Source organism: Bradyrhizobium sp. DOA1 (assembly GCF_001593325.1).
Lineage (GTDB): Bacteria > Pseudomonadota > Alphaproteobacteria > Rhizobiales > Xanthobacteraceae > Bradyrhizobium.
Genome location: NZ_JXJM01000001.1, coordinates 3,733,090 through 3,744,912 on the forward strand (window position 1 = coordinate 3,733,090; position 11,823 = coordinate 3,744,912).

13 protein-coding genes are annotated in these 11,823 nt (G+C 63.7%); 7 read left to right on the forward strand and 6 right to left on the reverse strand.

Annotated elements, in window-relative coordinates:
• The 7 genes from SE91_RS17795 to SE91_RS17825 all read left to right on the forward strand — a co-directional run.
• Positions 1 to 282 (forward strand): substrate-binding domain-containing protein (locus SE91_RS17795; RefSeq protein WP_197489480.1); only part of this gene is annotated, 282 nt, incomplete at its 5' end.
• Between the two features lie 136 nt (positions 283 to 418).
• Positions 419 to 2,245 carry an IlvD/Edd family dehydratase gene (locus SE91_RS17800; RefSeq protein ID WP_061848497.1) on the forward strand — a complete coding sequence of 609 codons (1,827 nt, stop codon included), beginning with the start codon at positions 419 to 421 and terminating at the stop codon, positions 2,243 to 2,245.
• Positions 2,246 to 2,379: 134 nt separating this feature from the next.
• Positions 2,380 to 3,111 (forward strand): SDR family oxidoreductase, encoded by a 732-nt coding sequence (locus tag SE91_RS17805; RefSeq protein WP_061848498.1) that lies wholly within the window; start codon positions 2,380 to 2,382, stop codon positions 3,109 to 3,111.
• A 17-nt stretch (positions 3,112 to 3,128) separates the two neighbouring features.
• Positions 3,129 to 3,875 carry an SDR family NAD(P)-dependent oxidoreductase gene (locus tag SE91_RS17810; protein ID WP_061848499.1) on the forward strand — a complete coding sequence of 249 codons (747 nt, stop codon included), beginning with the start codon at positions 3,129 to 3,131 and terminating at the stop codon, positions 3,873 to 3,875.
• 7 nt (positions 3,876 to 3,882) lie between these two features.
• Positions 3,883 to 4,275, forward strand: coding sequence for a GFA family protein (locus SE91_RS17815; protein WP_008552412.1), 393 nt, complete (start codon positions 3,883 to 3,885; stop codon positions 4,273 to 4,275).
• 151 nt (positions 4,276 to 4,426) lie between these two features.
• Entirely contained in the window at positions 4,427 to 5,107 is a 681-nt protein-coding gene (locus tag SE91_RS17820) for a site-2 protease family protein (protein WP_060735792.1), read from the forward strand.
• A gap of 62 nt (positions 5,108 to 5,169) precedes the next feature.
• Positions 5,170 to 5,592: a hypothetical protein gene (locus SE91_RS17825; RefSeq protein ID WP_061848500.1), complete on the forward strand. Its 423-nt coding sequence runs from the start codon at positions 5,170 to 5,172 to the stop codon at positions 5,590 to 5,592.
• On the opposite strand, the gene SE91_RS17830 is transcribed toward SE91_RS17825, so the two are convergent.
• The 6 genes from SE91_RS17830 to SE91_RS17855 form a co-directional block, all read right to left on the reverse strand.
• Positions 5,580 to 6,395, reverse strand: a complete 816-nt coding sequence (locus SE91_RS17830; protein WP_061848501.1) for an energy transducer TonB — start codon at positions 6,393 to 6,395, stop codon at positions 5,580 to 5,582. The genes SE91_RS17825 and SE91_RS17830 overlap by 13 nt on opposite strands.
• 11 nt (positions 6,396 to 6,406) lie before the next feature.
• Positions 6,407 to 6,865 carry a TonB system transport protein ExbD gene (exbD, locus tag SE91_RS17835; protein WP_061848502.1) on the reverse strand — a complete coding sequence of 153 codons (459 nt, stop codon included), beginning with the start codon at positions 6,863 to 6,865 and terminating at the stop codon, positions 6,407 to 6,409.
• 3 nt (positions 6,866 to 6,868) lie between these two features.
• Complete coding sequence (gene exbB / locus SE91_RS17840) at positions 6,869 to 7,828, reverse strand: tonB-system energizer ExbB (RefSeq protein ID WP_061848503.1); 960 nt, start codon at positions 7,826 to 7,828, stop codon at positions 6,869 to 6,871.
• A complete protein-coding gene (locus SE91_RS17845; RefSeq protein WP_061848504.1) occupies positions 7,825 to 8,514 on the reverse strand; it encodes a Fe2+-dependent dioxygenase in 690 nt (229 codons plus the stop codon). Before SE91_RS17845 ends, exbB begins: the two co-directional genes overlap by 4 nt.
• A gap of 2 nt (positions 8,515 to 8,516) precedes the next feature.
• A complete protein-coding gene (locus SE91_RS17850) occupies positions 8,517 to 10,916 on the reverse strand; it encodes a TonB-dependent receptor (RefSeq protein ID WP_061848505.1) in 2,400 nt (799 codons plus the stop codon).
• Between the two features lie 386 nt (positions 10,917 to 11,302).
• Positions 11,303 to 11,542, reverse strand: coding sequence for a hypothetical protein (locus SE91_RS17855; RefSeq protein ID WP_008552445.1), 240 nt, complete (start codon positions 11,540 to 11,542; stop codon positions 11,303 to 11,305).
• Positions 11,543 to 11,823: the final 281 nt, after the last annotated feature.

An 11,823-nucleotide genomic window follows, 5' to 3' on the forward strand; every position in this document is an offset into this window, starting at 1 on the left:
GAACAGATCGCGATCGTCGGATTCAACGACCTCGAATTCATGGCGTCAGCCGTCCCCACCCTCACCAGCGTGCGCACCAATCGCTATGAGATGGGGAAGACGGCTGCAACCATGCTGATCGAGGCGATCGACGGGCGTCGCCCGGAGCAGCCGGTGCTCGATCTCGGCTTTAAGGTGATCGAGCGGCAAAGCTCGTCGGCGCGGCGTTCGGACAGCAGGCCGGTCGCTTCCAGTGCCAGTACGGTGAACAAAATGGTAGCGTTACCAAGTAGCCATGACTAGTATCGCACTTGTGAGGAAATGACCCGCCAGCGGGCCGGCAGACCGGCGCTCGCGCCGCTGGGCATCGCACAAGCCGACACTTGAAGCGGACGCGAGTGAAACGGACGCAAGTGCGTTTGCATTGCAGGAGAGACCAATGACAAAAAAGCCAACCAATGGGCACGCTGCCGGCAACGGCGCTCGCCGCCACCTCCGCTCGCAGGAATGGTTCAACAACCCGCATAATCCGGGCATGACCGCGCTCTATATGGAGCGCTATCTGAACTACGGCCTCACCCGTGCCGAGCTTCAATCGGGCAAGCCGATCATCGGCATCGCCCAGACCGGCAACGACCTCTCCCCCTGCAACCGCCACCATATCGAGCTCGCCCATCGCGTCCGCGAGGGCATCCGCGAGGCCGGCGGCATTGCGATGGAATTCCCGACCCACCCAATCCAGGAGACCGGCAAGCGCCCGACCGCGGCGCTCGACCGCAATCTCGCCTATCTGGGCCTCGTCGAAATTCTCTACGGCTATCCGCTCGACGGCGTGGTGCTGACCACCGGCTGCGACAAGACCACGCCGGCCTGCATGATGGCGGCGGCGACCGTCAACCTGCCGGCCATCGTGCTGTCGGGCGGCCCGATGCTCAACGGCTGGCACGCCGGCGAGCGCACAGGCTCCGGTACCATCGTCTGGAAGTCGCGCGAGCGGCTTGCTGCCGGCGAGATCGACTATGAGGAGTTCATGGAGATCGTGGCCTCCTCGGCCCCCTCGGTCGGCCATTGCAACACCATGGGGACCGCATCGACCATGAACGGGCTCGCCGAAGCCCTGGGCTTCTCGCTGCCGGGCTGTGCGGCGATCCCCGCTCCGTATCGCGAGCGCGGCCAGATCGCCTACGAGACCGGCAAGCGCATCGTCGAGATGGTCTGGGAGGATCTGAAGCCATCGGACATCCTGACCCGCAAGGCGTTCGAGAATTGCATCGTGATCAATTCGGCGATCGGCGGCTCCACCAACGCGCCGATCCACATCAACGCACTGGCCCGCCACATCGGCGTCGAGCTCTCGATCGAGGATTGGCAGAAATTCGGCCATGACGTGCCGCTGCTGGTCAACATGCAGCCGGCCGGCTTCTATCTCGGCGAGGAATTCCACCGCGCCGGCGGCGTGCCGGCCGTGGTGCGCGAGCTGATGAAGCACAAGCGCATCCATGAGGATGCGGTCACGGTCAATGGCCGCGGCATCGGCGAGAACTGCAAGAATGCGCCCGCGCCCGACAACGACGTGATCTGGGCTTACGACAAGCCGCTGGTGAAGGACGCCGGCTTCCTGGTGCTGAAGGGCAATCTGTTCGATTCCGCGATCATGAAAACCAGCGTGATCTCGAAGGAATTCCGCGACCGCTATCTCAGCAACTCCAAGGATCTCAACGCCTTCGAAGGCCGTGCCATCGTGTTCGAGGGGCCGGAGGACTATCACGAGCGGATCGACGATCCCTCACTCGACATCGACGAGCGCTGCGTGCTGTTCATCCGCGGCACCGGGCCGATCGGCTATCCCGGCGGCGCCGAGGTCGTGAACATGCAGCCGCCGGCGGCGCTGATCAAACGCGGCATCCTGTCCCTGCCCTGCATCGGCGATGGCCGCCAGTCCGGCACCTCGGGCTCGCCGTCGATCCTGAACGCCTCGCCGGAAGCCGCCGCCAATGGCGGACTCGCGATCCTGCGGACCGGCGACAAGGTGCGCATCGACCTCAACAAGGGCAGCGCCAACATCCTGATTTCGGACGACGAGGTGAAGAAGCGCCATGCCGAGCTGATGGCCAGCGGCGGTTTCAAGCATCCGGCGAACCAGACGCCTTGGCAGGAGATCTATCGCAATACCGTCGGCCAGCAATCCACCGGCGCCTGCATGGAGCTCGCCACGCGGTATCAGAACGTCGCCGGCACGTTCGGCGTGGCGCGGGATAATCACTAGCAGCCAAACCGTCATTGCGAGCGAAGCGAAGCAATCCAGAGATATCCCCGCGGCGACAGTCCTGGATTGCTTCGTCGCTTCGCTCCTCGCAATGACGCGGGGTGAGCATTCGAATGAATACAAGGGAGAATAAAATGGCAGACCGCCTCAAAGGAAAGCGCGCCGTCGTCACGGCGGCTGCGGCAGGCATCGGGCGCGCATGCGCCGTCGCTTTCGCGCGTGAGGGCGCAACCGTCATCGCCACCGACATCAACGAAGCCGGCATCGCGAGCCTGACCAAGGAAGGCGTGGCCGAGGTCGCCAAGCTCGACGTCCGCAATACCGCCGACGTCAACGCCTTCGCCAAGCGCGTCGGCAAGATCGACATCCTGCTCAATGCTGCGGGCTTCGTGCATCACGGCACCATCCTGGAATGCTCGGAGGAGGATTTCGACTTCTCGTTCGACCTCAACGTCAAATCGATGCACCGGACCATCAAGGCATTCCTGCCCGACATGATCGCGGGTGGCGGCGGCAGCATCGTGAACATCTCGTCCTGCGCCGCGCTGCGGCCGCCGGCGAACCGCTATGTTTACAGCTCGTCGAAGGCGGCGGTGTCGCTGCTGTCGCGCGCCGTCGCGCTGGACTTCATCACCAAGGGCATCCGCTGCAACTCGATCTGCCCCGGCACCGTCGAGACGCCATCGATGCTCGACCGCGCCGCCGCGCAAGGGCCGCAGGGCAAGGAGATGTTCATCTCTCGCCAGAAGATGGGCCGGCTCGGCACCGCCGAGGAGATCGCATCCATGGCGGTCTATCTCGGCAGCGACGAGAGCGCCTTCACCACCGGCGTCGACCTCGTGGTCGACGGCGGCTACATGCTCTGACGCTTGGGGCACCCGGCATGAACAAGATCGATCTCAATGGGCGCGTTGCCGTCGTCACCGGCGGCGCACAGGGCTTTGGCCGCGCCATCACCGAGCGCTTCGTCGCCTCCGGCGCCAAGGTCGCGATCTGGGATTTCGATGCGACGCTCGCTGAGAAGACCGCGAAAGAAATCGGCGACAGCGCCCGCGTGTTCAAGGTCGACGTCACCGACACCGCTGCGGTCGAGCAGGCTCGCGACGCCACGCTGGCCGCGTTCGGCAAGATCGACATCCTCGTCAACAATGCCGGCATCGCCGGCGTCAACAAGCCGGTCTGGGAGACTGACCTCGAGGAATGGCGGAAAGTTCTGCGCATCAACCTCGATGGTCCCTTCATGGTCTGCAAGGCGATCGTGCCCGTGATGCTCAAGCAGAAGTACGGGAGGATCGTGAACATCGCCTCGATCGCCGGCAAGGAAGGCAATCCGAACGCCTCGCATTATTCGGCGTCCAAGGCCGGCCTGATCGCGCTGACGAAGTCACTCGGCAAGGAGCTCGCCGCTCACGACATCCTCGTCAACGCAGTGACGCCGGCAGCGGCAAAGACCGCGATCTTCGACCAGATGACGCAGCAGCATATCGACTTCATGCTGTCGAAGATCCCGAAGGCGCGCTTCGTGTTGGTGGAGGAGCTCGCCGCGATGGTGAGCTGGCTTGCATCGGAGGACTGCGCGTTCTCGACCGGCGCCGTCTTCGACATCTCGGGCGGACGCGCAACCTATTGAGGTCATCATGATCCGGGAGGGCGGATGCCTGTGCGGCGCGGTGCGGTTCAAGGCGGAGGGCGAGCCGCTCAACGTCCGCATCTGCCATTGCCGCATCTGTCAGAAGGCGATGGGCTCGCCCTACTTCGCCCGCGCGCAGTTCGACCAACGCGCGCTCAGCGTTGATGGCGAGACTGCCCGCTACGCGTCCTCCGAGAACATCGACCGCGTGTTCTGCAAACAGTGCGGCACGCGGCTGTTCGCCTGGCGCCGCAACGGAACGCTCGCCGGCGTCGCGCTGGCCACCTTCGACGATCGCAACGCCTTCGCGCCGACCGAGCACATCTGGGTCTCGGAAAAGCTCGCCTGGGTGAAGATTGACGACGCACTGACGCAGTATCAGACGACGATTCCGGCGTGAATTTGCGCGACCGCACGGCGGCGCACCGGGTCAGTGATTTTGCAGCGTGGCATTTCGGAACCGGCCACCCTATGTTGAGCTGGAGCGCTGCTGCACCGCCGGTTCGGCTGGAACGGCTGCGAAGCCGCGAGCCAACCGGGACCAACGAGCCGTGAACATTTCCTTTTATGATCTTTCCGTCTGGGTGCTGCCGCTGGTGCTCGCCATCACCTTCCACGAGGCCGCGCACGCCTTCGTCGCGGATCGGCTCGGCGACAACACGGCCTCGCAGCTCGGCCGGGTCAGCTTCAATCCACTCAGGCATATCGACCCGTTCGGCACCGTGATCCTGCCGGCGATGCTGCTATTCGCGCATTCGCCGTTCCTGTTCGGCTACGCCAAGCCGGTGCCGGTGAACTTCCGCAAGCTGAACAACCCCCGGCTCGACATGGTCTGGGTGGCGCTGGCCGGGCCCGCCACCAACATCCTGCTGGCACTCGCCACCGCGCTCGCCTTCCATGCCCTGCCCCTGGTGCCCGCGAGCGCGGCGAAATGGGTTGCCGACAACCTCAAGAATGCCCTCATCATCAACGCGGTGCTCGCGGTCTTCAACATGATGCCGATTCCGCCGCTCGACGGCGGCCGGGTCGCGGTCGGACTGCTGCCGCGGCCGCTCGCCGTGCCCCTGGCCCGGCTCGAGCCGTTTGGGATGCTGATCCTAATCGGCCTGTTGATCCTGCTGCCGCTGGCGGGTTCGCAGTTCGGTCTAAATCTTGATGTTATTTCAGCAATACTGCGGACGTTGACCGGATATGTGATTCAGGCTGTTCTCTTCCTGACCGGCAATACGTAGTTGACGGCGACACCCGAACACAAGCCGAAGGGCCCGAGGCCGACTTGGTCAAAGCTGCCGATATGCTGATCGCGCGACGCGCCGATACCCGCGCCCGCGCGGATTTTGCCACCTGGAAGATGATGGCCAAGCTCAATGGGTCGTCCGCGCTCCCTCCGGAGGCCCAGGAGTTCCTCGCAAGCTACAAGAACCTCTTGGCACAGCTGAGCGAGGGCGAGGCCACCGAGGCTACCATCGGCGCGATCTACAAGGCCTATTATGCCGAGATGGGCGGCGCTGGAACCCCGCCTGACGTCCGCCCCCGTCCGCCTGAAACCGCGCAAGACAATGTTACCGCCTTCCGCCGCCCGGCACCGAGGCCGAAGACCACCAGCTTTTTCGGAGCGGGCACAGCCGCTGGAACCCAGAAGCGGCCGCTGCCTGTGGCGCTGATCTTCGCCTGCCTGGTCGTGGTCTATGTCGGCATCCGCCTCTACTGGCGCTGAGCCGTGTTCTTCTTTTTCTTGGCGTCCGGCGGCGTGAAGATGATGTCGACGGTGCGCTCGAAGCGGTCGTCGGTCAGCCCGGCGGGCGGCTGGGGAATGGGATCGGACTTGCGGACGATCGAGACCGCGGCCGCATCGTAAGCGGCGTCTCCGGACGACTCCACGACGTCGACCGACAGCACGTTGCCTCTGCGATTGATCGCAAAGCTCACCTTGACCTTCTGGTTATTGGGCTGCTTGCCCTCCGGATTGACCTTGTGGGCTGTCAGATGCGCACTGATCTTGCGATTCCAGTCGGCCGTGATCTTGAGGATGTCCTTGCCGAGGCCAAGCACCGGCGCCAGCGCCTTCTCGGCCTCCCGCGCGTCTTCATCGAGCGTCTGCCGTGCCGTCGCAACCGATTGCGGCGATGCCTCGGCGGCGGGAGTCTCGACCGCCGCGATCTTCGGATCCTCGTCCTGCGGCTTCTTCGAGATGGTCTCGGTGACGACGCGATCGGGATCCTCGACCTCTTGCGACTGATCCTTCGGCAGCTCGGTTTCCTTGGTCTCGGCCTTTTGCTCGGGGAGCGCCTGCTGCTCCTGCATCGCTTCGCTGTCAGGCCCCGGCGGAAGGTCGGTCTCGGGCGCCTTTGGCGAAGCCATCTCGACGGCGAACTCGGCGCCGGCCGCGCCAAGGCCATCGCCGTCGTCGTCGGCCTGCAGATGCGCCAGCGCGAGCGCGGCGCCACCGAGATGAAGCGCCAGCGCAGCCACCGCTGCAAAGATCCAAAGCTTCCGGGAGGGTCCAGCTTCGTTCGGCATCGCGCGTCTTCTCAAGGCTGACCAGCGCCGGCCGCAGGTGCCCCCGGGGCGCCTTCCAGCGCCACCAGCTTCACCCGCGTATAGCCGCCTGAGCGCAGGAGCTCCATGACCCCCATCAACTCCCCATACGGCACCGACTTGTCGGCACGCAGGAAGACGTACTTATCCTTGCTCATGTCGGACATGCCGTCGAGGGTGCCGATCAGCTCGGGCCGATGGACCGGGTTCTCTCCGATCGCAAGCGTCAGATCCGGCTTGATGCTGAGATAGGTCGGCTTGTCCGGCTTCTTCTGCGGCGTCGCGCTCGACGTCGGCAGATCGATCGGCAAATCGACGGTCGAAAGCGGAGCTGCGACCATGAAGATGATCAGCAGCACCAGGATCACGTCGATGAACGGCGTGACGTTGATGTCATGCGTTTCCGAGAAATCGTCGTCTTCGCCGTCGTTGTCTGCGAGTGAAACGCCCATGGCTCACTCCGCTGCGCGTGAATGCACGCTGCCGTGGCTGCGGTCGAGATCGCGCGAGAGCAGCCGACCCGCTGCGCCCGAGGCGCGGCTGACGAGCTCGAGATAGCCTTTCGTCACGCGTGCGAAATGATTGTAGATGATGACGGCGGGGATGGCGGCGACGAGGCCGATCGCCGTGGCGAGCAGCGCCTCGGCGATGCCGGGCGCAACCACGGCGAGGTTCGTCGTCTGCGATTTCGAGATGCCGATGAAGCTGTTCATGATGCCCCAGACCGTGCCGAACAGGCCGACGAAGGGCGACGTGGAGCCGATGGTCGCGAGCACGCCCATGCCGATGCGGATGCGCCGCTGCTCCGCACGCACGATCTCCTGGAAGCTCGAGGCCGCACGCTCCTTGATGCCGGCATCGCTGGAGAGGCCGGCCGACATACGCGCCTCGCGCAGCGCGGCGGCGAGGAAGGACGGCAGGATTCCCTCCTTGGCTCCGAGGGCCATCTGAGCTTCCGCGAGCGAGCGCGCTTCTGCGGTCTTCTTCAGTGCCGAACGAAGCTTGCTGGAGGCGACCGACAGCTCGAGCGACTTGGCGATGAAGACGGTCCAGGTCATCAACGAGGCGAAGGCGAGCCCGACCATCACCGCCTTCACGACGATGTCCGCCGACATGAACATCACCCAGGGCGACAATTCCTTCATGGCCGGGGCGGCAGCCGCTGCATCGAGCTTGGCGGTCGTCGACGCCGTAGCCGCGGGGGACGCCGTTGGAGCAGCGGGCACGGTTGCCGTCGAAGAAGGCGCCGGGGCATTGGGTGCGGTGGCTGCCGGCGCCGCCGGAGCCGGACCGGCCGGTGCCGATTGCGCCGGTGCCGGCGGAGTTTGTGTCTGGGCGGAAACAGGCGAAACGAGCCAGACGGCCGCCAGCATCGCGGCGGCGGCAAGGCTTGCTTGGAAGGTCATGCTCTTCATAGTTCGGCCCAGTAGCGAATGAGGTTGTGATAGATACCCGTCAATTTGACCGTTTCGGGATCGTCACGCCCGAGCCGTTCCACCAGCGCCTGAATCGCGGTGTCGAGGTCAAAGATCATGCTGCGAGCTTGATCGTCCCGTATCATGCTCTGAAGCCAGAAGAAAGACGCAACCCGCGTTCCGCGCGTCACCGGCGTGACGAGATGCAGGCTGGTCGCTGGATAGAGCACGCAGTCGCCGGCCGGCAACTTGACTTCGTGCGAACCGTAGGTGTCCTCGATCACAAGTTCGCCACCGTCGTACTCGTCCGGCTCGGCGAGGAACAGCGTGACCGACAGGTCCGTGCGGATGCGAAGGCCGGTCAAGCGGTCGCCGCGGATCGCATTGTCGACATGCAGGCCGAAATGGTGGCCGCTGCTCGCCGCATAGCGGTTGAACAGCGGCGGGAAGATCTGGAGCGGGATCGCCGCCGCGACGAAGCGCGGGTTCGACGTCAACGCCGAGATGATGCGGTTGCCGAGCTTGCGCGCGACCTCGCCATCCGGCGGCAACTGCTCGTTACGCTTGACCATGGCCGACTGCGCACCCGCAGTCGACCGGCCGTCCTCCCATGCGCTGGCATCCATGATGCGGCGAAAATCCGCCACATCATGCTTGCTGAGAATGCCAGGCAGGCAGGTCAACATGATCAGAACTTCGCTGTCGTGACGACGTAGAAGGCCCGCCCCGGCGCGACCGCCACGAACGGCACGTTGCTGCGATAGAACGAGTCGTAATAGAGCTTGTTGGTGAGGTTCTGCGCGTAGAACTTCATGGTCCAGTTCTGGTCGATCTTCTTCTCGACGAAGGCGTCAAAACGCCAATAGCTCGGCAGCTCGTTGGTGTTGGCCGCAAAGGTGCCGCCATAGACCTTGGAGCGATACACCGCCTGCCCGCCAAGCTCCCAGCCGCCGTCGAACTTGTACTTGGTCAGCATGCTGAACGACTGGTGCGCGATGTTGGCGAGCTGGAGGCCGATGTTGGTGGGAATGTTGCTCTGCGTGACCTTCGACTGCATCAGGACCAGGCCACCGAAGATGCTCCAGCGATCGGTGATCTTGCCTTCGGCTTCGATGTCGATGCCCTGGATACGGTAGGCCGCGTTGGCGGTGAGCAGACCTGCGGCATTGGTCTCGCGCGCATTGTCCTTGGTGGTCTGGAAAAGCGCACCGGTCACCAGCAGGTGGCGATCGGCAAGCTCCCATTTGGTGCCGAGCTCGATCGCCTTGTTGCGCTCGGGCCCGAGCAAGAGCGTCGCGTTGGGGGGAACACCGCCGTAATCGGTGGCGGTCGCGTCAAGCTCCGAACCGAACGGGTTGGCCGAGGTCGCATAGGCCGCATAGATGCTGCCAATCGACATCGGCTTGTAAACCAGGCCGACGTTGTAGTTCACCAGGTCGGCGTTCTGCTTCACATAGCTCGCATTGTTCGACGCGCTCTGGCTATAGCCGTCATAGCGGACGCCGCCATTGACGATGATCGTGTCCTGCCAGTTCGCAGTGTCCATGACATAGACGCTGCTGGTGTTAACGCCATAGCGCGTCGGATTGCCGACCAGCGACGGTATGCCGAAGGGAATGTAGGTGAACTGCGGAGAGTAGAGATTGACGTTCTGGACGGCGCCATTGCTCGTGAAGCCGGCGCCGTTGAGCTCCGATGCAAGGCCGGCATAACGGTCGATCGAGATGTTCTCGTTCGAGTATTCGACGCCGAACACCGCGGTATGCTTGACCCCGCCGGTGTCGAGCTTGAACGTGGCCTCGTTCTGGTTGGCCCAGACGTCAACGTTCTGGTAGCGGCTCTGCGCGCTCGCCGTCGTGGTCCAGAGCAGCGGATTGGGGCTGGTCGTGTTCGGGTTCTGCGGCAGCGTACCGATGTAGTTGAGCACCGAGTGCTCGCCGCGCACCTTGCTCGTGAGCGTGATCGCCTCGTTGACCCGGTACTCGATCGTGCCGGTGCCGAAATCCTGCCGCGCGGTCTGGAAGTCGCGGTTGAGGAAGCCGTACCAGTTGCCGCGCGGAATGCCGGCCGAGGTCACCGGCACGTTGCCCTGCTTGTAATAGGGCACGCCGAAATCGGGCAGACCGCTGAGATCGGTGTGGACGTAGTTCGTCGTGATCTTGATGTCGCTCGTTGGGGTGTACTTGGTCGAGATGAAGCTGCCCCAGCGATTGTCGGTCACGTAGTTGCGACCGGCGACGTTGGCGTCCTGGAACAGGCCGCCGGTGCGCACCGAGAAGGTCGGGTCGATGACCTGGTTGACGTCGAGCGTGACGCGCTTGGTCATGTCGGTGCCGAACTCGGAATCCACGCGCTGGAAGTTGCGATCACCCGCCTGCTTGGTGACGATGTTGATGGCGCCGCCGGCGGTGCCGCGGCCGGCATAGGAGGATGCCGGTCCGCGCAGGATCTCGATCTGCTCGGTGAAGAAGTTCTCGCGGATCGAGACGGCGGGATCGCGGATCCCGTCGATGAAGACGTCGTTGCGTGCGTCGAAACCGCGAATGAAGAAGCGGTCGCCGAACGCGTTGCCGCCCTCGCCCGAGCCCAGCGTGACGCCCGCGGTCGATCGCCCGATCTCCTTCAGCGTCGTCGCGTTCTTGTCCTCGAGCACTTCCTTGCTGAGCACCGTGATGGACTTCGGCGTGTTCAGCATCTTCTCGGGAAACTTGCCCGAGGCCTGGACGTGGTCGACCTTGTAGGGCGCGGCAGGATCGGCATAGGGATTGCCATCGGGCGGTCCGGACGGCGTGGTGGGTGCCGTCTGACGGGCCTGCTGTCGCTGCGCGGCACGGCGCAGCGCGTTGCGGGCGCGAACCTGCTCCGGCGAAGGCTTCGACGTCACCGGACGCGGACGCTGCACAGGAGCATCGACCGTCACCGGGGGCAGGCTCGACTGCTGCGCCTCAGCGCCGCTCGACACCGTCGCGACGGCGAGGAAGCTTGCAACGGCGGAGACTGTCTTGCCCGCGGCAGCATCGAAATTCTTGTCTATAGACTTTCTTGACGCGGCCGAACGCAACGACCGCGGTGACCTCATATTCCCCATTTCACGCCCCACTATTGCACGACGATTGGTCGCATTGCGACAACTCGACGCAACGGTGCTATCGGGCGTGTGAACAGGGGTCAACGCGATCAGGGCAACATTCCGACTGAATCCGTCCATTTCAAAACAATTCTAATCTCGACGGCCGCCGCAGCTTCAAACGATTCTAAAGTTGAAGCGTTCTAATCTGCATTTCGATTGCCGCGCTCCGCAACGCTTCCATCAGCGCACTGAGTGATGCGCGTGATCGAAACGGAGCTGCCGACAACAACGCGGTCCTATCGGTCGAGCAAAATCAGGTCAATGCAACTCGCCCGTCCGCAGATTTGAATTTGTCCAGATCGGCCGTGCTGAGATTTCAAACAGTCGAGGTGCCCGAACCCCACTCAGTCGCTGCTCGGCGGCTTCATCAGCGAGAACAACTCGTCGACAGTCTTCTGCGCGACCGCACGCACGCGATCGGTGCTGTCCATGCCCGCGATGTTGACGCCGTTGACGACGGCTTTGATCTCGTCGCGAAAGTCGGTGAGGAAGCGCAAGGGATCGTGCTGCTCGTTGGCGACGCGCGCGATCAGCCCCGTGATCAGGATCTGACACGCGATCAACTTGCCGTTCAGTTCGTCCATTCCTTGCGCTCCCTTCGTGGCGGCGCCGATATGGACGATGCCGAATTTCCTGACAACCGAAACCGCCTGCGCGCGATTTAGAACCGTTCTCGCAACGCTTCGACCTGCACGGCGCACACCGTCAGCGTGCATTGTTCGACGGAGACACGCCGCATCGGGCGCACGGATGGAAATGCAATACTGCGCACGCCCGCGCCAGCGACTGCTCCAAGCGGTGCAAAGCTTTCCAATTGTTTAGGATTCTCGACCGATAGTGCTGTTTACACTGGAACTTGGCGTGT